Raw genomic sequence first — 23,017 nt, 5'->3', positions numbered from 1 at the left:
CTTAATTCTTTTTAAAAGGTAATCCTAATTCAGCCAATAATGACTTTGCTTCCTTGTCTGTTTTTGCAGTAGTAACAAAAGTAATATCCATTCCTGAAATTTTGTTTACTTTGTCAATATCAATTTCTGGGAAAATGATTTGCTCCAAAACTCCAAGATTGTAGTTACCTCTTCCGTCGAAACCTGTAGCTTTGATACCACTAAAATCTCTAACGCGTGGCAAAGCAGAAGTAATAAGTCTATCTAAAAACTCATACATTCTTTCACCACGTAAAGTAACTTTTGCTCCAATAGGCATCCCCTTTCTCAATTTGAATGACGCAACGTCTTTCTTTGAAATTGTAGATACTGCTTTTTGTCCAGTGATCTTTGTTAACTCATCAACTGCATAGTCAATAAGTTTTTTATCAGATACAGCTGCACCAACTCCACGGCTCAAAACGATTTTTTCAAGTTTTGGAACTTGCATAACGTTTGTATATCCGAACTCTTCTTTAAGAGCAGAGATTACTCTACTCTTATATTCTTCTTTTAGTCTAGGTGTATATGCCATTACTATAGTACTTGATTAGATTTTTTTGAAAATCTTACTTTCTTATCTCCTTCTACTCTAATACCTACTCTAGTTGTCTCCTTAGTTTTAGGATCAATTAAAGCAATGTTAGAAATTTGAATAGAAGCTTCTTTCTTAACGATACCACCTTGAGGGTTTTTAGCACTTGGTTTTGTATGTTTTGAAACCATGTTTACACCTTCAACTATCGCTTTATTTTTCTCACGGTAAACACGTAAAACTTTACCTTCAGCACCTTTATGGTCTCCAGCAATAACTCTTACGATATCTCCTGATTTTATTTTTAGCTTTATCATCTTAAAACGAATTAAAGCACTTCTGGTGCTAATGATACAATTTTCATGAATTGTTTTTCACGAAGTTCTCTTGCTACCGGACCAAAAACACGAGTTCCTCTCATTTCCCCTGCAGCGTTCAAAAGAACACATGCATTATCATCGAAACGAATATAAGAACCATCAGCTCTTCTCACTTCTTTTTTGGTACGTACAACAACTGCAGTTGAAACAGCTCCTTTTTTAACGTTTCCGTTTGGAGTTGCATCTTTAATAGATACTACAATCTTGTCACCAACAGAGGCATACCTTCTTTTGGTACCTCCTAAAACACGGATAGTTAAAACTTCTTTTGCTCCCGTGTTATCTGCTACTTTTAGTCTTGATTCCTGTTGTACCATAATTATTTAGCTCTTTCTAAGATTTCAACTAATCTCCAACATTTTGTTTTACTTAAAGGACGCGTTTCGCTAATTCTTACAGTATCTCCAATGTTACAGTCGTTTGTTTCGTCGTGTGCAACATATTTCTTAGTTTTCAACACGAACTTACCGTATAATGGGTGCTTTACTTTTCTTACTTCAGCAATAACAATAGACTTATCCATTTTATTTGAAGTAACAACACCTATTCTTTCTTTTCTTAAATTTCTTTTTTCTTCCATCTTTCAGCAGAATACAATTATTGTAACTCTCTTTTAGTTAACTCTGTAGCCAATCTTGCAACTGTTCTTCTTACACCTCTAATTTGAAGTGGGTTCTCAATTGGAGAAATAGCATGAGCCATTTTTAGGTCAGCATATATTTTCTTAGTTTGACTAAGTTTTTCTTGCAACTCCGCTGCAGAAAGATCTTTTATTTCTGATTGTTTCATAATATAATATAAATTATGCTTCGAAATCTCTAGCAACGACGAACTTAGTTTTTACTGGAAGCTTTTGAGCTGCAAGACGTAACGCCTCTTTTGCAACTGACAAAGGAACTCCTCCAACTTCAAACATAATTCTTCCTGGTTTAACAACAGCAGCCCAATACTCAACTGCTCCTTTACCTTTACCCATACGTACTTCAAGAGGTTTCTTAGTAATAGGTTTGTCTGGAAATATTTTAATCCATAATTGTCCCTCTCTCTTCATGTAACGAGTTGCAGCGATACGTGCAGCTTCGATTTGACGAGAAGTTAAGAACATTCCATCTTCATGTACAGATTTAATACCAAACATTCCATTAGAAAGTTCATGCCCTCTTTGAGAGTTACCTTTCATCTTACCTTTTTGTACCTTACGGTATTTTGTTCTTTTAGGCTGTAACATTTTTCTTTAGTTTAAAAATTTACTTTCTTTTACGAGCGTCTGGTTTACCACCTTTATTAAAGGGTTTTCTATCTCCTCTTGGAGAATCTCCACCTTTACCACCACCAGTACCAGATTGTTTTTTATCCATTCCTGCAAGTGGAGAAAGATCTCTCTTTCCATAAACTTCACCTTTCATGATCCATACTTTGATACCCATTCTACCGTAAGTAGTGTGAGCTTCAGCCAAAGCATAATCAATATCAGCTCTGAAAGTTGATAGAGGAATTCTACCTTCTTTGAAACCTTCTGAACGCGCCATCTCAGCACCATTCAAACGTCCAGAAATCAAAACTTTGATACCTTCAGCGTTCATACGCATAGAAGCAGCAATAGCCATTTTGATTGCACGTCTGTAAGAAATACGGCTTTCGATTTGACGAGCGATGCTTGTCGCCACAAGATAAGCATCTAATTCAGGTCTTTTTATTTCAAAGATGTTAATTTGAACCTCTTTGTCAGTAACTTTCTTAAGTTCCTCTTTTAACTTGTCTACCTCTTGACCACCTTTTCCGATAATGATACCAGGTCTAGCAGTAGTGATAGTAACGGTTACAAGCTTTAAAGTTCTCTCGATGATTACTTTAGATACACTAGCTTTTGATAAACGAGCGTGGATATACTTTCTGATTTTGTGATCTTCAGCTAATTTATCGCCGTAATCATTTCCACCATACCAGTTTGAGTCCCATCCTCTGATGATACCAAGTCTATTTCCAATTGGATTTGTCTTTTGTCCCATGCTGCTTAAGAATTGCTTTGTGTGTTATTGATAGCTCCAAGCACGATTGTAACGTGATTAGAACGTTTTCTTATTCTGTGTGCACGACCTTGTGGAGCTGGACGAAGTCTTTTTAACATCATTCCACCATCTACTCTGATCTCTTTAACAAATAATCCAGCCTCTTCTAAATTACCTTCACTATTTTTTTGCTCCCAGTTATTGATTGCAGATAATAATAGTTTTTCTAATTTTCTTGAAGCTTCTTTAGAACTGAATCTTAAAATGTTAAGTGCTCTTTCTACCTTCTGACCTCTTACCAAGTCCGCTACTAAGCGCATTTTTCTAGGTGAAGTAGGGCAGTTATTCAATTTTGCGAAAGCGATAGACTTATTAGCCTCTTTTCTCGCATCTGCTGTTTCTCTTTTACGAACTCCCATTGCTTCTTTTATTTTTTACCTTTATTTTTTGCTCCAGCATGACCTCTAAAAGATCTAGTTGGTGAAAACTCTCCTAATTTGTGACCTACCATGTTTTCTGTTACGTAAACTGGTACAAATTGACGACCGTTATGAACTGCGATAGTTTGTCCAACGAAATCTGGAGTAATCATTGAAGCTCTAGACCAAGTCTTAACAACTGCATTTTTACCACTTTCTACGTTTTCTTGAACTTTCTTGTCTAATTTATAATGAACGAAAGGTCCTTTTTTTAATGAACGTGCCATATCTTATTATTTCTTTCTACGTTCTACGATATACTTGTTACTCGGGTTTTTCTTAGAACGAGTTCTGTAACCTTTAGCTGGCAATCCGTTTCTTGAACGTGGGTGCCCTCCAGAAGAACGTCCTTCACCACCTCCCATAGGGTGATCAACTGGGTTCATCGCTACTGGTCTAGTTCTAGGTCTTCTTCCTAACCATCTTGTTCTACCTGCTTTACCAGACACAACTAATTGGTGGTCAGAGTTAGAAACAGCTCCAATAGTAGCCGAACAAGTTAACAAGATTAATCTTGTCTCACCAGATGGCATTTTAATTGTTGCATATTTCCCATCTCTTGCCATTAACTGAGCAAAAGTTCCAGCCGAACGAGCGATAACTGCTCCTTGTCTTGGACGTAACTCAATACAAGATATAACAGTTCCAAGAGGAATTCTGCTTAAAGGTAAAGTATTACCAATCTCTGGTTGAGATTCTGGACCAGAAACTAATTTCTGACCAACTTTCAATCCGTTTTGAGCGATAATATAAGTTTTCTCTCCATCAGCATAAGCTAATAAAGCGATAAACGCAGTACGATTTGGATCGTATTCGATTGATTTCACTGTAGCCGGAATTCCGTCTTTAGTTCTTTTGAAATCAATAATACGATATCTCTGCTTGTGACCACCACCCGTATAACGCATGGTCATCTTTCCTTGACTATTTCTACCTCCAGAGTTTTTTATCGGTGCTATCAAAGAGCGTTCCGGCTTATCAGTTGTAATGGCGTCATAACCATTCACAACTCTAAATCGCTGACCTGGGGTAATAGGTTTTAATTTTCTTACTGACATTTTTCTATCTTAGATATTGTTGTAAAAATCAATTGTTTCTCCTTCTTGTACTTGAACAATCGCTTTTTTAATTGCATTTGTCTTTCCACTGATTAAACCACTTTTAGTGTATTTAGTAGATCTGTCTGGTCTCACATTCATTGTGTTAACAGAAACGATAGTTACTCCATAAGCAGCCTCAACAGCTTTCTTAATTTGAACTTTGTTTGCTTTTTTGTCAACAACGAATCCGAAGCGGTTAAGAACTTCACTTTCTTTGGTTACTTTTTCCGTTACTATAGGTCTGATAATGATACTCATATTCCTATTATTTACTTAAATTTTCTTCAATTAACTCTAAAGAACCTTCCAAAAGCACTAAATTATTAGCATTTAATATTGCGTAAGTGCTTAATTCTGAGCTAGTTACAACATTAGAAGCCTTTAAATTACGTGACGACAAATATACGTTTTTATTTGACTCACCCAATACAAATAGAGATTTTTTATTTTCTAACCCTAAAGCTTTCAAAACGTTAATGAAATTTTTAGTGTTTGGCGCTTCAAAATTAAAGTCTTCAAGAACTACAATGTTAGCCTCTTTTGCTTTAATTGAGAAAGCTGATTTTCTAGCCAATCTTTTCAAGCTTTTATTCAATTTAAATGAATAACTTCTTGGTCTTGGTCCGAAAACTGTTCCTCCACCTTTAAACAAAGGATTCTTAACACTTCCTGCACGAGCAGTACCAGTTCCTTTTTGTTTTTTAATCTTACGTGTACTACCAGTTACTTCAGCTCTTTCTTTAGCTTTATGAGTACCTTGTCTTTGATTAGCAAGATATTGCTTAACATCAAGATATACAGCGTGATTGTTTGGTTCAATTGCGAATACTGAATCAGAAAGTTGAACTTTTCTTCCAGTATCTTTTCCGTTGAAATCTAATACTTTTACTTCCATTACTTCTGAATGATTACATAAGAGTTTTTATGTCCAGGAACACATCCTTTAATAACAAGTAAGTTCTTTTCAGCAACTACTTTTAAAACTCTAAGGTTTTGAACTTTTACATTTTCTCCTCCCATTCTTCCAGCCATACGCATTCCTTTGAATACTCTAGATGGATAAGAAGAAGCTCCTACAGAACCTGGCGCTCTTAAACGGTTGTGCTGACCATGGGTAGCTTGTCCAACACCACCAAAACCGTGACGCTTAACAACACCTTGGAAACCTTTACCTTTAGACACACCTTGTACATCTACAAATTCTCCTTCTTCAAAAATAGAAACATCAATAAGATCTCCTAATTTTTGTTCAGTTGCGAAATCTTGGAATTCAACGACTTTTTTCTTAGCAACAGTTCCAGCTTTTTTAAAGTGCCCTAAAGCAGCTTTAGTAGAATGTTTCTCGTTTTTGTCATCGAAACCAAGTTGCAACGCTTCGTACCCGTCAACACCTTTGGTTCTGACTTGGGTAACAACACACGGCCCAGCCTCGATTACTGTACAAGGAATGTTTTTCCCGTTTTCGTCGAAAATACTAGTCATGCCGATTTTTTTACCAATTAACCCAGACATAAATATTAATTATTAATTACTAAAATTCCCTTCAATTTGAAAATAACAGAAATTTCCAAACAGGGAGTGCAAAAGTAGACATTAAAATTGAATATACCAAACAGTTACAAAAATTAAATCGCTCATAATCAAAATCCAAGCTTCAAAACATCCTCAAAAGAAACCATTCTTATACTAAAAATTAAAACGATTTTTCAAACTTCCAAACATTTTCTACACAACAATTAATTAATAAAATCATAACAAAAAATTCTCGCACCACCCTAAAACAAAGGAAATTATATAAATCATCAAGATTATAAAAATTGCAAAAAAATCAATTTTACAAACCAAAACCACACCTTAAAAAACAAAAAAAAGCGAGACAAAAATGCCTCGCTTTTTATATAAAAAATATAATAAAATTATACTTTTATCTCTACTTCAACACCACTTGGCAATTCAAGTTTCATTAAAGCATCAATAGTTTTAGATGAAGATGAATAAATATCAATCAATCTCTTGTATGACATTACTTCAAATTGCTCTCTCGCTTTTTTGTTAACGTGCGGAGAACGTAATACAGTGAAAAGTTTTTTGTGAGTTGGCAACGGAATTGGACCTGTTACAACTGCTCCAGTAGTTTTTACTGTTTTTACGATCTTTTCAGCAGATTTATCTACCAACATGTGATCGTAAGATTTTAGTTTTATTCTGATTTTTTGACTCATTTTCTTAAGAATTAAGCGTTACCTTTTGCTTTTTTAATTACCGCTTCTGAAATATTAGAAGGCGTTTCTGCATAGTGAGAAAACTCCATTGTTGAAGTAGCTCTACCTGAAGACAATGTTCTTAATGTAGTAACATAACCAAACATTTCAGATAAAGGCACATCAGCCTTAATAGTTTTAGCTCCATTTCTATCACCCATGTCATTAACCTGACCTCTACGACGGTTCAAGTCACCAACGATATCACCCATGTTTTCTTCTGGAGTAATAACCTCGATTTTCATGATTGGCTCAAGAATAACAGCTCCAGCAGCACGTCCAGATTCTTTATAACCCATTCTTGCAGCTAATTCAAAAGATAATGCATCAGAATCCACAGGGTGGAAAGATCCATCAGTTAAAGTAACTTTCAAACTATCCACAGCATATCCAGCTAATGGACCAGTTTTCATAGCTTCTCTAAATCCTTTTTCAACAGCAGGGATATATTCTTTAGGAACGTTACCACCTTTTACAGCATTGATAAACTGCAATCCAACTGGAACTTTACCATCAACTTCATCAGCAGGCTCAATTGTAAATACGATATCACCGAATTTACCACGACCTCCAGATTGTTTCTTGTAAGTTTCTCTATGCGTTGCAGATCTTGTAAACGCTTCTTTATATTCAACCTGAGGCTCACCTTGATTAACCTCTACTTTAAACTCACGTTTCATACGATCAACTAAGATATCTAAGTGAAGCTCACCCATACCAGAAATAATAGTTTGACCAGAAGCCTCATCAGTTCTAACAGTAAACGTTGGATCTTCTTCAGCTAATTTAGCCAAAGCCATACCCATTTTATCAACGTCAGCTTTAGTTTTAGGTTCAATTGCGATACCAATTACTGGATCTGGGAATTTCATAGACTCCAAAATAATTGGATTCTTTTCATCACATAAAGTATCTCCAGTTTTAATATCTTTAAATCCTACAGCAGCTCCAATATCTCCAGCCTCAATAAATTCGATTGGATTTTGTTTGTTAGCGTGCATTTGGTAAATACGAGAAATTCTCTCTTTGTTACCAGAACGAGTATTTAAAACATAAGAACCAGCGTCTAAACGTCCAGAGTAAGCACGGAAGAAAGCTAAACGACCTACGAATGGGTCAGTAGCAATTTTAAACGCCAAAGCAGCGAACGGCTCTTTTACATCTGGTTTACGTAAGATCTTAGTTTGATCTTCTTCTAATAAATCAGCATCATCAGGATGAATTCCTTCAATACCTTCTTTATCCAAAGGAGATGGTAAATATTTACAAACTGCATCTAACATGAATTGAACTCCTTTGTTTTTAAAAGAAGAACCAGCAAGCATAGGAATGATTGCCATGTCGATTGTAGCAGCTCTTAATGCATTATTAATCTCTTCTTCAGTAATAGAGTTCTCATCCTCCATGTACTTATCTAAAAGATTTTCATCGTAAGTAGCAATTTCTTCAATAAGAATAGAACGATATTGTCTAACCTCGTCTACCATATCAGCAGGGATATCAACAATATCAAAAGTAGCTCCTTGAGTTTCGTCATGCCAAACAATAGCTTGGTTTTTAACTAAGTCAACGATACCTTTAAAATCAGCCTCATCTCCAATAGGCAAAGTAATTGCAACCGCATTCGATTTCAACATATCTTTAACCTGTCCGCATACTCCTAAGAAGTTAGCACCTTGACGGTCCATTTTATTTACGAATCCCATACGAGGAACTCTATATTGATCAGCAAGTCTCCAGTTAGTTTCTGATTGCGGCTCAACACCATCAACAGCACTAAATAAGAAAACCAAACCATCAAGTACACGTAAAGAACGGTTTACCTCTACAGTAAAGTCAACGTGTCCAGGAGTATCAATAATATTAAAGTGGTATGGCAATGATTCTGGTAACACTTTACCTTGCTCAGTTGGAAAATTCCAAGTACAAGTTGTAGCAGCAGAAGTAATTGTAATACCTCTTTCTTGCTCTTGTGCCATCCAGTCCATTGTTGCAGCACCATCGTGCACCTCACCAATTTTATGTGACTTTCCAGTATAAAAAAGAATACGCTCAGTTGTTGTTGTTTTACCAGCATCAATGTGAGCAGCAATTCCGATATTTCTTGTATATTTTAAATCTCTAGCCATTTCTTTATGAATTAAAATCTAAAGTGAGAGAATGCTTTGTTAGCTTCTGCCATTTTGTGAGTATCCATTCTTTTCTTAACCGCAGCACCTTCTTCTTTAGCAGCAGCTAAACATTCTGACGCTAAACGTTGTGCCATAGATTTTTCATTTCTTCTTCTAGAATAAAGTATTAACCACTTCATTGCCATAGAAATTTTTCTGTCTGGACGAATTTGCATTGGAATTTGAAATGTAGCTCCACCAACTCTACGACTACGTACTTCTACGTGAGGCATAACGTTTGTTAAAGCATCTTTCCAGATCTCTAATGAAGTCTTTTCATCATTTTGCTTTTTAGATTCAATGATATCAATTGCATCATAAAATACTTTAAAAGCTGTAGATTTCTTACCATCCCACATTAAGTTGTTCACAAAACGTGTTACCAATTGGTCATTAAACCTTGGATCTGGTAAAAGTGGTCTTTTCTTTGCCGCTCTTTTTCTCATGTCTTTTTTTTAATAAAAAGTTATAGGTTATCCGTTAAATGCTGCGATATCGACTTTTGTTTACACAAAACGCTTCAACCCTCAACTCCTAACCTCCAACTCTTAACGTTTTAAATTACTTTTTTGCTTCTTTTGGGCGTTTAGCACCGTACTTAGATCTTCTTTGCGTTCTTCCTGCAACTCCTGACGTGTCAAGCGCTCCACGAACGATATGATATCTAACACCTGGTAAATCTTTTACCCTTCCACCTCGCACTAATACTATCGAGTGCTCTTGTAGATTATGTCCTTCTCCTGGGATGTAAGCATTCACTTCATTACCATTTGTCAAACGTACACGCGCAACTTTACGCATTGCAGAGTTTGGTTTTTTTGGTGTAGTAGTGTAAACACGCGTACAAACCCCTCTTCTTTGAGGACAAGAATCTAAAGCAACCGATTTACTCTTCTTAGTGATCTGAGTTCTTCCTGTTCTTACTAATTGTTGAATTGTTGGCATAATTAATACTAAAAATTATTATGTTTATTAAATTCCCGCTTTTTACGGGGTTGCAAATGTATAAAATATTTTTCACTATACAAACGTTAAATCATTAATTTTCAATAACATTATTTAGACTTATGATTTTACAAACAAACAATAGATATTTGCAATACTTTTAACAAATGAAACAGTTGCCCTTGAAACACTTAATACAAATATTCTTTTTTTTATCCTTAAGCATTTCTGGTTATGCACAAAGTTTTTACTTAAAAATAAACGGAACCAACAATATTGAAAGTAAAATTATCGATTCACTAGGTTATAATCACATACATCTTAATTTAAAATCATTATTAAACGAAACAAAGAGCACTCGTGAAAAGCTTTCCAAAATTGGATTTCTCAACAATAAAACATTAAAAACCGATAAAGCAAACGACAGTACCTACACTACTACAATATCATTACATGAAAAAACAAAATACATACATATATATATAGGAGCAAATAATCAGCTCTTTAAAACTGAAAAAGCAAAAAACGACACTATAATAATTCCTTATAACGAGGTAGAGAATTACTTAAATCAAAAAATACTAGAAGCTGAAAAATCAGGTTTTGCGCTTAGTAAAATCAAACTTGAAAATATTCAAAAAAAGAAATCCACAATTTATGCAGACTTAAGCTTTAAAACCGAAAAAAAACGTAGCATAAACTCAATCGTTCTAAACTATGCGAATCAAAATGAGAAAAACTTTTTTCCTGACAGCCACCTGAAACAACTTCGCAAAAAATATTTAAACAAAACTTTTAACCAGGAAACCACCAAAGAGCTTTACAAAGATCTAAACAACTATGAATTTGTAAATCAGGTAAAATATCCGGAAATTCTCTTTACAAACGACTCTACCAAAATATATACTTATATAGAAAAAAGAAAAGCCAATACTTTTGACGGTTACATCGGATTCTCAAACGATGAAAGCAAAAAAATACATCTTAACGGATACTTAGACATTTCACTAATAAACACACTTCATGCAGGTGAACAGTTTTCCCTATACTGGAAAAGCGACGGCAACAAACAAACAACATTCAATACAAAACTCGAAATCCCCTATATCTTCAAAACTGCATTAGGAATAAAGGCCCAACTAAATATTTTTAAACAAGACAGCACATTTCAAAACACAAAAACAGCAATAGATTTAGGCTACTATTTAAACTATAATTCCAAAATATATCTTGGCTACCAATCAACAGAGTCAAGCGATATTCAAAATACCAATAGCACAACAATCAGTGATTTTAAGAACTCATACATTACTTCTACTCTAGAATATAAAAAGAATAATCATTCCAACTATCTATTCCCCAGAAAATCATTTGCAAACCTATTATTTGGTTACGGAAAAAGAACCACAAATAACACTCCCGAAACCACTGAAACAATCAAACAATTTTACACCAACCTAAATCTGTCGTATAATTTTGAACTCAACAAAAAAAACTTTCTCTACATCAATTCTCAAAATCTATATTTAAAAAGTGACAATTATATCACAAATGAACTTTTCAGATTTGGAGGATTAAATTCAATTCGAGGTTTTTCAGAAAATAGTTTACAAGGAAATATTGCAAATCTATTTATTACCGAGTACAGATATTTACTTAGTCCAAATTTATACATCCATACTATTCTCGATTACGGAATTTACCAAGACCAAACTTCAATAAAAAATAGCAAAAAATTCAACACTTTAATTAGTGCTGGCGTAGGTTTAGGACTACTAACAAAAAACGGCTTACTAAAGATAATAGTAGCAAATGGAAGCACAAACGAAGCCGAAATAAAATTTTATAACAGTATCCTTACAATCTGTTACAATGTTAAATTTTAACCTTTTATAAAAATATGTTAACAAAATATTAGGAATTTTAGTAAGTAATTACGAATATTACATAACTAATCCAAAATATTTGATAATATGAAACCAAAGTTAAACAGATTCTTAGTGCTTTTGTTAGCACTAATGGCGCAGCTAACCTTTGCGCAAGAAAGAACTGTTTCAGGTATTGTTACCGACGACGCAAGTATGCCCTTACCAGGTGTAAGTGTACTAGTAAAAGGAACAAAAACTGGAACGCAAACCGATTTTGATGGAAAATACTCTATCAAAGCAACACCAAGCCAAGTTTTAGTTTTTAGCTACATCGGAATGAAATCTCAGGAATTTCCGGCCAGCTCAACAAAAGTTAATGCTAAATTATCTGGCGATGCACAGCAATTAGAAGGAGTTGTAGTTACCGCTTTAGGATTATCAAGAGAGAAAAAATCCCTTGGTTATGCAACTCAGGAAGTTAAAGGAGAAAATCTGGCCGCAGTTAAAAGTGACAACTTCGTAAACGCTATTTCAGGAAAAGTTTCTGGAGTTCAAGTAAAAAGAACAACAAATTTTGGGGGCTCTACAAATATTGTAATTAGAGGAAACTCCTCTTTAACAGGAAACAATCAGGCTTTATTTGTTATAGATGGTGTTCCGGTAAGTAACAACAACTCAAACTCAAGAGATCAAGAACAATCCGGAGCTGGTTTCGACTACGGAAATGCTGCATCTGACATCAATCCAGAAGACATCGAATCAATAAACGTCCTTAAAGGTTCTGCCGCAAGTGCACTTTATGGATCACGAGCAGCTAATGGTGTAGTTGTAATAACAACAAAAAAAGGAAACAAAAAAGCAAAAGGCTACTCTATTACCGTTAACTCGGGCGTAACTATTGGTTCTGTAGATAAAAGCACTTTTATAAAATATCAAAATCAATATGGTGGTGGTTACGGACCTTATTATGGCCCAGACGAAGACTCTTATTTGGATCATATTGATATAAATGGAGACGGAGTACTTGACAATGTAACTCCACTAACTGAAGACGCTTCTTATGGACAAGCTTTTGACCCAAATTTAATGGTTTATCAATGGGATGCTTTTTATCCTGAGTCACCAAATTACTTGAAAGCTACCCCTTGGACTGCAGCAAAAAATGGTCCACTTACTTTTTTTGAAAAACCAGTAGCACTTACCAATTCTATATCGATAGACAAAGGTTTAGAAAATGGATACTTAAGATTAGGAGCCAACAATCTGGATCAAAATGGTTTAATGCCAAACAGTACTTTAAAAAGAAACACTTTTACATTAAACGCATCCACATTAATCAACGACAGGTTAACTATAGCTGGATACGGAAACTTTACCAAAACAAGCACCGTTGGTAGAAACAGCACAGGATACAATGACAATATTGCCGGTAATTTTAGACAATGGTGGCAAACCAATGTTGATCTAAAAAGTCTAAAACAAGCTTATGATCTTACTGGTCGCAATGTAACATGGAACCCTAAATCATACCAGGACCCTACTCCGGCATTTTGGGACAACCCATACTTCCAGCGTTATGAAAATTACGAATCGGACAGCAGAAGCAGATTTATTGGTAACATTTCTTTAAACTACAAGATTACAAGTTGGCTAGATGCTTTCGGAAGAATGTCAGTTGACACCTACGACGAACTTCAAGAAGAAAGAAGAGCAATCGGAAGTGTACCAGTGAATTTTGGAATCGGAACTGGCGGAGGAGACGGCTCCACTAACAGAAGCCCTGCATCATCAGGCTATACACGTAAAAACATTGGCTTTAGCGAGTACAATTATGACTTCATGTTAAATTACAACACAGATATCACACAAAAATTAAACTTAAAAGGTGTTGTCGGTGTAAATATTAGAAGAAGTTATTATAATTCAATATTTGCTGCGACCAACGGCGGACTTGCTATACCTAAGTTATATGCCTTGCAAAACACAAAAAGCCCTCTATTAGCACCTATAGAAAGAGATGAATCTATAGGAGTTGATGGTATTTACGGAAGTGCTTCTTTTGGATACGAAGACTACTTATATCTTGAAGGAACAATCAGAAGAGACCACTCTTCTACTCTTCCGGAAGCAAATAGCTCATACTACTACCCTTCTGTATCTACAAGTTTTGTATTTTCTAAATTCATAGAGGCAGACTGGCTATCCTTCGGAAAAGTAAGACTTAATTATGCTGAAGTTGGAAACAGCCCTGGATTTGATAGAATTCTAGACACCTATGCAGTTAACACCGCATTTGGAGCAGCATCCGCATCAGTTAAGGACACGAAGAATAATCCCAACCTAAAACCAGAACGTACAAAAAGTTACGAAGCAGGTTTAGAACTTTCTTTCTTTAAAAAGAGATTGGGATTAGATTTCTCTTACTATAAATCAAACTCAATTGACCAAATAATCCCATTAAGAGTAACTTCTTCAACAGGATATTTATTTCAATTAATTAATGCCGGAGAAATCGAAAACAAAGGAATTGAAGTATCTTTAAATGGTACACCTATAAAAACAGATTCTTTTTCATGGGAAGTTAATTTAAATTTCGCGAGAAACCGAAATAAAGTTTTAAACCTATTAGACGGAATCGACAATCTACAACTTGGATCTTTTCAAGGTGGTGTAACCATAAATGCCGCAGTTGGACAGCCATACGGTGTAATATACGGAACAAAATACACTTACTTAAACGGACAACCAGTTGTTGACCCAAGCAATGGTCAATATGTCAAAACTTCAACATCTGACAACCCTATTGGAAATGCAAATCCAGATTACACAGGAGGTTTAAACAACAAATTCACCTATAAAAACTTTTCATTCGAATTCTTAATCGACATGCAAAAAGGCGGGCAAATATTCTCACTAGATCGCTACTATGGTTTAGCAACAGGATTGCCAGACGACACAGCATTTATAAATGAATTAGGAAATCCTATTAGAAACCCATTAACTTCAGGATCTGATAGCGGAGGCTTTATAAACCCGGGAGTAAATCCTGATGGAAAAGTAAACACAACCAGAATTGAAGCAAGCCGATTTGGCGCTCAAGGTTATAGAAGAGGCTTACCAGACGAAGCATTTGTATACGACGCAAGTTATATCAAATTAAGACAAACAGCAATCACCTATTCTTTATCAGAAAAAATATTAAAAAATACTTTCATGAATGGAATGAGCTTCAGTATTGTTGGAACAAACCTTTGGATTATACACAAGAATTTACCAGACGCAGATCCAGAATCAGGATTAGGATCCGGTAACTTACAAGGCTACTCAACAGGATCTTTACCATCTACAAGAGATGTTAGCTTCAACATTAAAATCCAATTCTAAAATAAGAAATCATGAAAAAAATATTTATAATCATCCTCACCGCAGTAACATTCTCGTCCTGCTCTGATGATATAGAAAAATTAAATGTAAACGTAAAGGACCCATCAAACGTACCTGGTGAAGCTCTATTCACCAGTGCTCAAAAAAGTTTGGTCGACCAAATGACAAGCACAAACGTTAACAATAACATCATCAGGTTAATTGATCAGTATTTTACTGAAACAGTATATACTGACGAAAGTAATTATGATTTAGTTACTAGAACAATTCCAGAACAACATTGGCAGTTCTTGTATAAAGACGTACTAAAAGATCTGGATCAAAGTGCTAAAAACATAACAAACACCCCAATTGGACTAACAGAGAACCCATTAGACAAACAAAACAAACTTGCAATTATAGAGGTTTTAAATGTTTATACTTATGCAATATTAGTTGAGACATTTGGCAACATACCATACACACAAGCTTTAGATCTAAATTTTAAAACTCCAAAGTACGATGACGGCTTAACAATCTACAAAGATTTAATCAACAGATTAAATAATGCAATTACCAAACTAAATACAGGCGGCAAAAGCTTTGGGGATAGTGACAGAATGTATAATGGTGATGTCACGAAATGGATTAAATTTGCAAACACTCTAAAACTAAGAATGGGTATTACAATTTCAGATATTCCATCTGAAAGCGCATTGGCATTAGCAACTGTTTCTAGTGCCGCTCCATTAGTATTCACATCAAACCTAGACAATGCAGATCTTAAATATTTAACAGCAACACCGAATACAAATCCGCTATATGTTGATCTTGTTGCAAGTGGCCGTGACGATTTTGTTCCAACAAATACAATAATAGACCTAATGAATACATTACAAGATCCGCGACGCGCAAAATATTTCGACGATAATGTAGACGACCCTTCTACTCCAGAAATTGAATATATTGGTGGAGAAAACGGAACTGCTAATTCATTTAGCCAAAAAAGCCATATTACTCCAACAATGCAAGCACCAGACTTTCCGGGAACAATTCTGGATTACGCTGAAGCTGAATTCTTATTAGCAGAAGCTGCGGAAAGATCGCTATACGGTTCACCCGCAGATGCAGAAGAACACTATAACGCAGCCATAACAGCTTCTATATTAGATTGGGGAGGAACAGAGGCAGATGCTACTACATATTTAGCAAATCCTGACGTGGCCTATACAACTGCTGAAGGAACATGGAAACAAAAAATAGGAACACAAAGCTGGATTGCATTTTACAACAATTCATTTGAAGGATGGTCATTTTACAGAAGATTAGATTTCCCAGTTTTAGTTGCACCAGCAGAGGCTGTTTCCGGTTTTCCAATGCGTTATACCTATCCAATTATTGAACAATCATTAAATAAAGCAAGTTATACAGATGCAAGTGCTGCAATTGGTGGCGATGCAGTAGAAACCAAATTATTTTGGGATAAATTCTAATAATTTCTAACTAGAATAAACAAAAGGCGGTTACAAGAAATCTTGTAACCGCTTTTTAATTTTAAAAAACTATTAACTTTAATTTTACATGAAAGTTAATTCTATAATAATCGCATCAAAATACGTGATATAAAAATATTGAAAAAGCATATAAAATGATCCACATTTTTCAAACAAAATACTTTGTTAAATTTTCAAAATAATATCGCAACATAAAAAACTTTATATATCCATTAACACTGAGAATTAAAGATTCATGACTTTTTTAACAAAATTTAGCAGTTGAGCCAATCAATTTTTTTAAGATAAAAGTTATAAAAAAAACATTTAAATACCCTTCATCTATAAATTTAACATTTAAAGGGTTGACGAAATTTTTAATTATTATCAAATTTAACACTAAAAATTACGGATTTGTAATTTTAAGCTAATTTTAATCGATAAAACAGCAAAATCCAACCTCAAAATCATTATTTAACTAAAAAAAAAGCTTTTTATATTAGGTAGATTAACAAATTATTAAGATTTTTGTCGGACTAATTCAAAATATTTAAAAATGAAACTAAAGTTCAATGGATTCTTAGTACTGTTATTGGTACTAGTCGCGCAACTTTCTTTTGCGCAAGAAAGAGCTGTTTCTGGAACAGTTTCTGACAATGCAGGAATGCCTTTACCAGGTGTTAGTGTATTAGTTAAAGGAACTAAAACGGGAACACAATCAGACTTTGATGGTAAATTTTCTATTAAAGCATCTTCAAGCCAAATTTTGGTGTTTAGCTACATTGGGATGAAAACTCAAGAAGTAGCAGCTACTTCTGCAACAGTAAATGTAAAATTAGCTGATGCAGGTGCACAAGAACTAGAAGGTGTTGTTGTAACTGCCTTTGGTATTAAAAGAGAGAAAAAATCTCTTGGTTACGCAACAACAACTTTGAAAGCAGAAGCAATTACTGCAGTAGTTAACACAAACCCATTTGAAACACTTTCTGGTAAAATTGCCGGAGTTGATATTACAGCACCGTCTCAACCAGGAGCTTCTACTAAAGTGGTTATTCGTGGTTTGAACACTATTACAGGTAATGCTGGACCGCTTTACATTGTTGATGGTTCTCCTATTAACAATACTGCAACTGGTACTAGTAATAATGGAACTGCATCTTCAACTAGATCTTACGATGCTGGTAACGGTATCAGTGACCTTGACCCTAACAACATTGAAAGTATGACAGTTCTTAAAGGAGCTGCTGCATCTGCTTTATATGGTTCAAGAGCTGGTGGTGGTGTAATCCTTATTACAACAAAAAAAGGAAAATCAAACTCTGGAATTAAAGTTGACGTTTTAGCTTCAACTGAATTCAGTGAAGTTGCTAGAGTTCCTCACTTACAAAATTCATTCGGACAAGGATGGAATGGTGTTGGATATTCAGGATCTAACTCTTACAGTAATGAAAATGGTTCTTGGGGACCTGCATTCAATGGAGAAGTTAGACCATGGGGTACTGTATACAACAATACTCAACAAATCAAATCTTATGTAGGTTTAAATGATAACGTTAGAGATTTCTACAACACTGGATCTTTAGCTACACAATCTGTAAACTTAAGTGGTGGTGGTGATACTTCAGATTTCTCTTTAGTATTCTCAAATGTAAACAGTGATGGAGTTGTACCTTCTGATGCTGATTTATACAAAAAACAATCTTTAGGTTTCAATGGAGGATTAAAAGGTAAAAGATTTACTTTAAGAACTGCATTAAACTATGTATACAAAAACCAAAGTGTTGTTAACACAGGACAAGGTGATGACGCTGGACAAGGTTCTACATTACAACAAGATTTATTACAAATCCCTAGAGACGTAAGTATCGTAGATTTGAAAGATTACAAAGGTAACATCTTCAATACTCCAGATTATTACTTTACTCCATATGCTGCAAACCCTTACTTCTCTATTAATGAGAACAGCACTAAAATTTATGGAAACAACGTTTTTGGAAACGTAAATTTAAGCTACAAAATTACTGACAAAATCGTTGCTTCTTGGCAAGTGGGTGGTAACATTAGATCTGAAAGATTTAAAAGTTACGGTGCTATCGTAGATTACGATCCAGGTACACCTCAAGCAGTTGCTGGAGCTAACAAAGTTGTTGGTGGTGTTACAGAAGGAAGATCTGAGTACAGCGAATTTGATACCTTCTTCAACATTAATTATAACACAAACTTAAGTGAAGACTGGACATTAAACCTTTTAGGTGGTTTAAACTACAACAAAAGAGAGTCTGACGAATTGTTTAATACAATTACTAATCTTGGTATAGCTAATTACTACGAATTATCTAACTCACCAAACAGACCAACTATTACACAAACAAATTCATTAAGAAGAAATGCTGCTGTATATGCTTCTGCTGAATTTGCTTTCAAAAACAGATATTTTGCTACACTTACTGGTAGAGAAGATGCTACATCTACATTACCAATTGGAAACAATGCTTATTTCTACCCAGCATTATCTCTTGGTGCTATCGTAATTGACAACGGAAGTACTTTCTTAAAATTAAGAGGTGCTGCTTCTAAAATTGCAAATGACACACAACCTTATGTGACTGAAAATTCATATATTCCTGGTTCTGCAGCTGCTAACTTTGGTATCATTGCATCTCCAATGGGAGGCGTAAGTTACTATGAAGCTTCAAGTAGACTAGCAAATCCAGAATTGAAACCAGAATCTACAATTGAATACGAAGTTGGAGCTGAGGGATCATTCTTGAAAAACAGAATTAGCTATGATATTGCATTATACCACAAAACAACTTCTGATTTGATCGTTAACTTACCATTAGATCCTTCAACAGGTTTCTTAAGTAAATACATCAATGCTGCTGAAGTAGTAAACAAAGGTATCGAGCTTTCTCTTTCAGGTAGTCCAATTAAAAACAAAGACTTCACTTGGAATATAACTTACACATTCACTAAAAACCTTAATGAAGTTACTAAGTTAGCTGACGGATTTAATGATATTGACTTAGCGCCTGTTTACGGTGTAACTTACAGAGCTACAAAAGGACAACCTATTGGAACATTCTATTCTCTTGTGCCAAAAACAAATGATGCAGGACAATATATTGTAAACCCTAACACTGGAATGTACGAAACAAGCACTGACATCCAACGTATTGGAGACTCACAACGTGATTTCGTAATGGGTCTACAAAATACCTTCAAATACAAAAACTTTAACTTAGGCTTTTCAATGGATTGGAAACAAGGGGGTGAATTCTATTCTTATACTAAGAGATTATCACACTTTACAGGAAATGGCGCAGAAACTGTTTACAATGACAGAAACACATTCATCATTCCTAACTCTGTTAATGAGCACGTAGATGCTGCAGGTGCTGTTACGTATACAGAAAACATGACTCCGGTTACTTTCGCTAACGTATCATCATTCTACAACACTACAAACAACCCTGGAATTGAATCTACTCACGTAATTGACAAAACTTTTATCAGATTAAGAGAGGTCAACTTAAACTATGATTTCCCATCTGCTTTAAGTAAAAACATGGGATTAAACAAAATCACTGTTGGAATCTACGGAAGAAACCTTTTCTTGTGGACTCCTGGAAGCAACCCTTATACAGATCCTGAAACTGGAACTTACGGAACAGGTGTACTTTCTGATGTAGGAGAATTTGCAGCTAACCCTTCTCAAAGATCTATTGGAGGAGTTTTAAAATTATCATTCTAATAATAAATATAGAAAAATGAAAAAAATAGCAACATTAATAACAGCTCTTTTCTTATTAGTGTCATGTGATGATACATTTGACATTAATAGAGATCCAGATCTATTGCCTCCTGGGCAAGCATACGCAACAATTCTACCAGCTGGTATTGCTGGTGTTGTAGGAGCACAAGGATCTTACTATGCGCTAATTGGTGGTTTCTGGTCTCAATTTTGGACTCAAAACAATACTTCAAACCAATACAAAAATATTGACCAGTACAGTATTGGAACAAATGACTACCAGGCAGGCTGGGCAGCAATGTACGATGCTTTAAACGACATTAGAGTAGTAAAAGCAAAAGCACTAGCTGAAGGAAATACAAATTACTATTTGATCTCTACTGTGCTTGAAGTTCAAGCTTCTCAGGTAATGGCAGATTTATATGGTGATATTCCTTACGCAGAAGCTAACAATCCAGCATTCTTACAACCTAAATTTAATACTGGAAAAGAAGCTTACGATTTAATGATCGCTGATTTAAAATTAGCTTTATCAAAAGATCAATCTGCATCTGTAGGTGATAAACCAGGAAAAGATGATTTCATTTTTAATGGAAACATGGAAAACTGGACTAAGTATGGTAATACATTGTTGCTAAAACTTCATATGAGATTAACTCAGGTTAACCCTACTCTTGCTCAATCAGGAATCACAACTTTAATCAATTCTGGTGCTCAGTTCTTAGATGTTGATGCTGCAATGACTCAATTTGAAGATGCTGCTGACAGAAGTAACCCTTTGTACGAATCAGACAGAAGACAATTAAACACTACTTTAAACCTTAGAGCTAGTGTAACATTGTACAGCTATTTAGATATTAATGTTGATACTCGTAAAGACAAATATTATGGCCCTGGAAAACCAAACCCACAAGGAGATTTCTTAAATACTGCAACTGGTCTTTCATTAGTAACTTTAAATGCTAAAACTCCAGTATATTTAATTAGTGCAGAAGAAAGCTACTTCTTACAAGCAGAAGCTCTTACAAGATATTTTGCTGGTGCTGGTGCTAAAGAAAAATACGACTTAGGAGTTCAGGCTAACTTTGCGAAGTACTCTCTAAGTGGCGCATCATTTGTAGCTCCAGGTGGTAAATATGAATTCCCTGCTGCAGGAACTACTGCTCAAATTGAAGCAATTATCACTCAAAAATGGATCTCAAGTTTCCCTGGAAACGGTTACGAATCATTTTTAGAGCAAAACAGAACTGGATTCCCTAAAGAATCTACAGTTGAACAAACTGACGAAGCATACATTCCTGGACAACTTGCTACATCTGTAGAGACTGTACTTGGAGCAAACCAATTCCCAAGAAGAATTATTTTGCCTAATACAGTAAAATCAAGAAATCCTAATGCTCCAGCTTTAAAGAAAATTACTGATCCTGTTTGGTGGGATGTTAACTAAAAAATTATACAAATGAAAAAAATTTTTATATCTCTAATGGTAGTTTCAGGACTATTATTTACTTCTTGTGAAGGAGACTCTACTGATGGTGTGTCTGCAGTAACTGCTTACGCAAACCTATCGATGAACGGACCTGAACTAGTTGTTTTAACTCAAGGAGAAACATATACTGAGCAAGGTGTAGAAGCTGAAGCTGATGGAAAAACACTTGAAGTAAAAATTGATGGTACAGTAGATACAAGCAAACCTTCAATGTACAAAATCAAATACTCTGCAGTAAACAGCGATGGTTTCCCAGCTTATTTAACGCGTACAGTTGTAGTTTTAAGTAACAAACCTAGTACAATTGATTTAACTGGTACTTTTCTACGAAGTGGAAACCCTAACGTAGTAAGCAAAGTAGCAGGAGGAGGAGACAGAAAGTATATTTGTGATAATGCAACTGGATATAGTGTGGCTAATGATATGTTAACTTTGGAATTCTATAACATAGATGATAAACAAATTTATGCTCCTTATCAAGAAAATGCTTCTGCATCAGGAATTTCTGCAGAAAGCAATATTGGTACTATTACAGACAAAGATCACTGGAAATGGGTAATTTATGCTTCAGCAGTATTTGGTACAGCTGATAGAGTATTTGCACGATAATTAAAAAACATTAAAATGAAAAAATTAAAACTAAAAATAGCTCGTATTGCCGTAGCGGTACTAGTACTTACTTCGTTTGCATCTTGCGATGAAGTTGGAGACATAAATCCAGGAGGAACAACAGCTGAGGCACTTGCTGGAGACTGGTTCGTTTCTACAACAAACCCGGCTGGTACAGTAATTATAGATCACGCTTTGTTTTCTACTTACAATACTGCTGCTAATGACAACACATTATGGTTAGATGATCATAATACTGCTGCGTCTAAAAAGTTTAAAGTTAAAGTAAACTTCAATGCTGACGGTACATTTACAGCAACAGCTGCTGCTAATGCCTTTAATGCAAGAACTGTTACAATTACAGCTGGTAAAGTTGAAAAAGATGCTGCTACTTCAAAAGGAGGGCATACAGTAAACAAAATCTCTTTTAAAGCAGAATTCAGCAGTGAGCCAGGAGTTATCTACTCTTATGAAGGTCACAAAAGAACTGGTTTCTACGAAGACGAATACTAATAAATATTTAGTATAAGCAATCATTAAACC

The 23,017-nt window shown here is 35.0% G+C and carries 24 protein-coding genes; 7 read left to right on the top strand and 17 right to left on the bottom strand.

Annotation, left to right across the window (positions count from 1 at the left end; genetic code table 11):
- Nucleotide 1 precedes the first annotated feature (1 nt).
- The 17 genes from rplE to rpsL form a co-directional block, all read right to left on the bottom strand.
- A complete protein-coding gene (gene rplE / locus KHA98_RS15665; protein ID WP_017495015.1) occupies nt 2–553 on the bottom strand; it encodes a 50S ribosomal protein L5 in 552 nt (183 codons plus the stop codon).
- Nucleotides 554–555: 2 nt separating this feature from the next.
- A complete protein-coding gene (gene rplX, locus KHA98_RS15660) occupies nt 556–870 on the bottom strand; it encodes a 50S ribosomal protein L24 (protein ID WP_026727873.1) in 315 nt (104 codons plus the stop codon).
- Between the two features lie 11 nt (nt 871–881).
- Nucleotides 882–1,250, bottom strand: coding sequence for a 50S ribosomal protein L14 (rplN, locus tag KHA98_RS15655; protein ID WP_007803649.1), 369 nt, complete (start codon nt 1,248–1,250; stop codon nt 882–884).
- A gap of 2 nt (nt 1,251–1,252) precedes the next feature.
- Nucleotides 1,253–1,513: a 30S ribosomal protein S17 gene (gene rpsQ, locus KHA98_RS15650; protein WP_007803646.1), complete on the bottom strand. Its 261-nt coding sequence runs from the start codon at nt 1,511–1,513 to the stop codon at nt 1,253–1,255.
- Between the two features lie 17 nt (nt 1,514–1,530).
- Complete coding sequence (gene rpmC / locus KHA98_RS15645; protein WP_133507759.1) at nt 1,531–1,722, bottom strand: 50S ribosomal protein L29; 192 nt, start codon at nt 1,720–1,722, stop codon at nt 1,531–1,533.
- Between the two features lie 13 nt (nt 1,723–1,735).
- Nucleotides 1,736–2,161 carry a 50S ribosomal protein L16 gene (rplP, locus tag KHA98_RS15640; RefSeq protein ID WP_017495016.1) on the bottom strand — a complete coding sequence of 142 codons (426 nt, stop codon included), beginning with the start codon at nt 2,159–2,161 and terminating at the stop codon, nt 1,736–1,738.
- A 19-nt stretch (nt 2,162–2,180) separates the two neighbouring features.
- On the bottom strand, nt 2,181–2,942 hold the full coding sequence (gene rpsC / locus KHA98_RS15635; protein ID WP_007803635.1) for a 30S ribosomal protein S3: 762 nt from the start codon (nt 2,940–2,942) through the stop codon (nt 2,181–2,183).
- A 5-nt stretch (nt 2,943–2,947) separates the two neighbouring features.
- Nucleotides 2,948–3,361 (bottom strand): 50S ribosomal protein L22, encoded by a 414-nt coding sequence (gene rplV / locus KHA98_RS15630; protein ID WP_007803631.1) that lies wholly within the window; start codon nt 3,359–3,361, stop codon nt 2,948–2,950.
- An 8-nt stretch (nt 3,362–3,369) separates the two neighbouring features.
- Complete coding sequence (rpsS, locus tag KHA98_RS15625; protein WP_008464288.1) at nt 3,370–3,648, bottom strand: 30S ribosomal protein S19; 279 nt, start codon at nt 3,646–3,648, stop codon at nt 3,370–3,372.
- Between the two features lie 6 nt (nt 3,649–3,654).
- Nucleotides 3,655–4,479, bottom strand: a complete 825-nt coding sequence (gene rplB / locus KHA98_RS15620; protein ID WP_213258853.1) for a 50S ribosomal protein L2 — start codon at nt 4,477–4,479, stop codon at nt 3,655–3,657.
- A gap of 9 nt (nt 4,480–4,488) precedes the next feature.
- Nucleotides 4,489–4,779 (bottom strand): 50S ribosomal protein L23, encoded by a 291-nt coding sequence (gene rplW, locus KHA98_RS15615; protein ID WP_012022489.1) that lies wholly within the window; start codon nt 4,777–4,779, stop codon nt 4,489–4,491.
- A 7-nt stretch (nt 4,780–4,786) separates the two neighbouring features.
- Complete coding sequence (gene rplD, locus KHA98_RS15610) at nt 4,787–5,416, bottom strand: 50S ribosomal protein L4 (protein WP_115889868.1); 630 nt, start codon at nt 5,414–5,416, stop codon at nt 4,787–4,789.
- Nucleotides 5,416–6,033 (bottom strand): 50S ribosomal protein L3, encoded by a 618-nt coding sequence (gene rplC, locus KHA98_RS15605; protein ID WP_057114922.1) that lies wholly within the window; start codon nt 6,031–6,033, stop codon nt 5,416–5,418. Before rplC ends, rplD begins: the two co-directional genes overlap by 1 nt.
- Before the next feature lie 404 nt (nt 6,034–6,437).
- On the bottom strand, nt 6,438–6,743 hold the full coding sequence (gene rpsJ, locus KHA98_RS15600) for a 30S ribosomal protein S10 (RefSeq protein WP_007803605.1): 306 nt from the start codon (nt 6,741–6,743) through the stop codon (nt 6,438–6,440).
- A gap of 11 nt (nt 6,744–6,754) precedes the next feature.
- Nucleotides 6,755–8,911 (bottom strand): elongation factor G, encoded by a 2,157-nt coding sequence (fusA, locus tag KHA98_RS15595; protein WP_110305591.1) that lies wholly within the window; start codon nt 8,909–8,911, stop codon nt 6,755–6,757.
- An 11-nt stretch (nt 8,912–8,922) separates the two neighbouring features.
- Nucleotides 8,923–9,399: a 30S ribosomal protein S7 gene (rpsG, locus tag KHA98_RS15590; RefSeq protein WP_017495022.1), complete on the bottom strand. Its 477-nt coding sequence runs from the start codon at nt 9,397–9,399 to the stop codon at nt 8,923–8,925.
- A 115-nt stretch (nt 9,400–9,514) separates the two neighbouring features.
- The gene (gene rpsL, locus KHA98_RS15585; protein ID WP_007136570.1) at nt 9,515–9,898 is read right to left on the bottom strand and encodes a 30S ribosomal protein S12; all 384 of its coding nucleotides are present in this window, start codon (nt 9,896–9,898) and stop codon (nt 9,515–9,517) included.
- Nucleotides 9,899–10,080: 182 nt separating this feature from the next.
- On the opposite strand from rpsL, the gene KHA98_RS15580 reads away from it, so the two are divergent.
- The 7 genes from KHA98_RS15580 (at nt 10,081) to KHA98_RS15550 (ending at nt 22,987) form a co-directional block, all read left to right on the top strand.
- The gene (locus tag KHA98_RS15580) at nt 10,081–11,784 is read left to right on the top strand and encodes a ShlB/FhaC/HecB family hemolysin secretion/activation protein (RefSeq protein ID WP_317192579.1); all 1,704 of its coding nucleotides are present in this window, start codon (nt 10,081–10,083) and stop codon (nt 11,782–11,784) included.
- Nucleotides 11,785–11,871: 87 nt separating this feature from the next.
- Nucleotides 11,872–15,150: a SusC/RagA family TonB-linked outer membrane protein gene (locus KHA98_RS15575; RefSeq protein ID WP_213258851.1), complete on the top strand. Its 3,279-nt coding sequence runs from the start codon at nt 11,872–11,874 to the stop codon at nt 15,148–15,150.
- A gap of 11 nt (nt 15,151–15,161) precedes the next feature.
- Complete coding sequence (locus KHA98_RS15570; RefSeq protein WP_213258850.1) at nt 15,162–16,622, top strand: SusD/RagB family nutrient-binding outer membrane lipoprotein; 1,461 nt, start codon at nt 15,162–15,164, stop codon at nt 16,620–16,622.
- Between the two features lie 556 nt (nt 16,623–17,178).
- A complete protein-coding gene (locus KHA98_RS15565; protein ID WP_213258849.1) occupies nt 17,179–20,376 on the top strand; it encodes a SusC/RagA family TonB-linked outer membrane protein in 3,198 nt (1,065 codons plus the stop codon).
- Between the two features lie 16 nt (nt 20,377–20,392).
- Nucleotides 20,393–21,823: a SusD/RagB family nutrient-binding outer membrane lipoprotein gene (locus KHA98_RS15560; RefSeq protein WP_213258848.1), complete on the top strand. Its 1,431-nt coding sequence runs from the start codon at nt 20,393–20,395 to the stop codon at nt 21,821–21,823.
- A 12-nt stretch (nt 21,824–21,835) separates the two neighbouring features.
- Nucleotides 21,836–22,474 (top strand): immunoglobulin-like domain-containing protein, encoded by a 639-nt coding sequence (locus KHA98_RS15555; protein WP_213258847.1) that lies wholly within the window; start codon nt 21,836–21,838, stop codon nt 22,472–22,474.
- Nucleotides 22,475–22,489: 15 nt separating this feature from the next.
- On the top strand, nt 22,490–22,987 hold the full coding sequence (locus KHA98_RS15550; protein ID WP_213258846.1) for a lipid-binding protein: 498 nt from the start codon (nt 22,490–22,492) through the stop codon (nt 22,985–22,987).
- Nucleotides 22,988–23,017: the final 30 nt, after the last annotated feature.

The sequence above is a fragment of the Flavobacterium branchiicola genome (genome assembly GCF_018383905.1).
In the GTDB taxonomy this organism is placed as follows: Bacteria; Bacteroidota; Bacteroidia; order Flavobacteriales; family Flavobacteriaceae; genus Flavobacterium; species Flavobacterium branchiicola.
Note: the sequence above shows the minus strand (reverse complement) of the source record. Positions and strands in the feature narration are given on the sequence as shown.

Bases quoted from the DNA above. Each gene is read 5' to 3' on its own strand.
- rplE (WP_017495015.1), bottom strand. From the start codon at position 553: ATGGCATATACACCTAGACTAAAAGAAGAATATAAGAGTAGAGTAATC.
- rplX (WP_026727873.1), bottom strand. From the start codon at position 870: ATGATAAAGCTAAAAATAAAATCAGGAGATATCGTAAGAGTTATTGCT.
- rplN (WP_007803649.1), bottom strand. From the start codon at position 1,250: ATGGTACAACAGGAATCAAGACTAAAAGTAGCAGATAACACGGGAGCA.
- rpsQ (WP_007803646.1), bottom strand. From the start codon at position 1,513: ATGGAAGAAAAAAGAAATTTAAGAAAAGAAAGAATAGGTGTTGTTACT.
- rpmC (WP_133507759.1), bottom strand. From the start codon at position 1,722: ATGAAACAATCAGAAATAAAAGATCTTTCTGCAGCGGAGTTGCAAGAA.
- rplP (WP_017495016.1), bottom strand. From the start codon at position 2,161: ATGTTACAGCCTAAAAGAACAAAATACCGTAAGGTACAAAAAGGTAAG.
- rpsC (WP_007803635.1), bottom strand. From the start codon at position 2,942: ATGGGACAAAAGACAAATCCAATTGGAAATAGACTTGGTATCATCAGA.
- rplV (WP_007803631.1), bottom strand. From the start codon at position 3,361: ATGGGAGTTCGTAAAAGAGAAACAGCAGATGCGAGAAAAGAGGCTAAT.
- rpsS (WP_008464288.1), bottom strand. From the start codon at position 3,648: ATGGCACGTTCATTAAAAAAAGGACCTTTCGTTCATTATAAATTAGAC.
- rplB (WP_213258853.1), bottom strand. From the start codon at position 4,479: ATGTCAGTAAGAAAATTAAAACCTATTACCCCAGGTCAGCGATTTAGA.
- rplW (WP_012022489.1), bottom strand. From the start codon at position 4,779: ATGAGTATCATTATCAGACCTATAGTAACGGAAAAAGTAACCAAAGAA.
- rplD (WP_115889868.1), bottom strand. From the start codon at position 5,416: ATGGAAGTAAAAGTATTAGATTTCAACGGAAAAGATACTGGAAGAAAA.
- rplC (WP_057114922.1), bottom strand. From the start codon at position 6,033: ATGTCTGGGTTAATTGGTAAAAAAATCGGCATGACTAGTATTTTCGAC.
- rpsJ (WP_007803605.1), bottom strand. From the start codon at position 6,743: ATGAGTCAAAAAATCAGAATAAAACTAAAATCTTACGATCACATGTTG.
- fusA (WP_110305591.1), bottom strand. From the start codon at position 8,911: ATGGCTAGAGATTTAAAATATACAAGAAATATCGGAATTGCTGCTCAC.
- rpsG (WP_017495022.1), bottom strand. From the start codon at position 9,399: ATGAGAAAAAGAGCGGCAAAGAAAAGACCACTTTTACCAGATCCAAGG.
- rpsL (WP_007136570.1), bottom strand. From the start codon at position 9,898: ATGCCAACAATTCAACAATTAGTAAGAACAGGAAGAACTCAGATCACT.
- KHA98_RS15575 (WP_213258851.1), top strand. From the start codon at position 11,872: ATGAAACCAAAGTTAAACAGATTCTTAGTGCTTTTGTTAGCACTAATG.
- KHA98_RS15570 (WP_213258850.1), top strand. From the start codon at position 15,162: ATGAAAAAAATATTTATAATCATCCTCACCGCAGTAACATTCTCGTCC.
- KHA98_RS15565 (WP_213258849.1), top strand. From the start codon at position 17,179: ATGAAACTAAAGTTCAATGGATTCTTAGTACTGTTATTGGTACTAGTC.
- KHA98_RS15560 (WP_213258848.1), top strand. From the start codon at position 20,393: ATGAAAAAAATAGCAACATTAATAACAGCTCTTTTCTTATTAGTGTCA.
- KHA98_RS15555 (WP_213258847.1), top strand. From the start codon at position 21,836: ATGAAAAAAATTTTTATATCTCTAATGGTAGTTTCAGGACTATTATTT.
- KHA98_RS15550 (WP_213258846.1), top strand. From the start codon at position 22,490: ATGAAAAAATTAAAACTAAAAATAGCTCGTATTGCCGTAGCGGTACTA.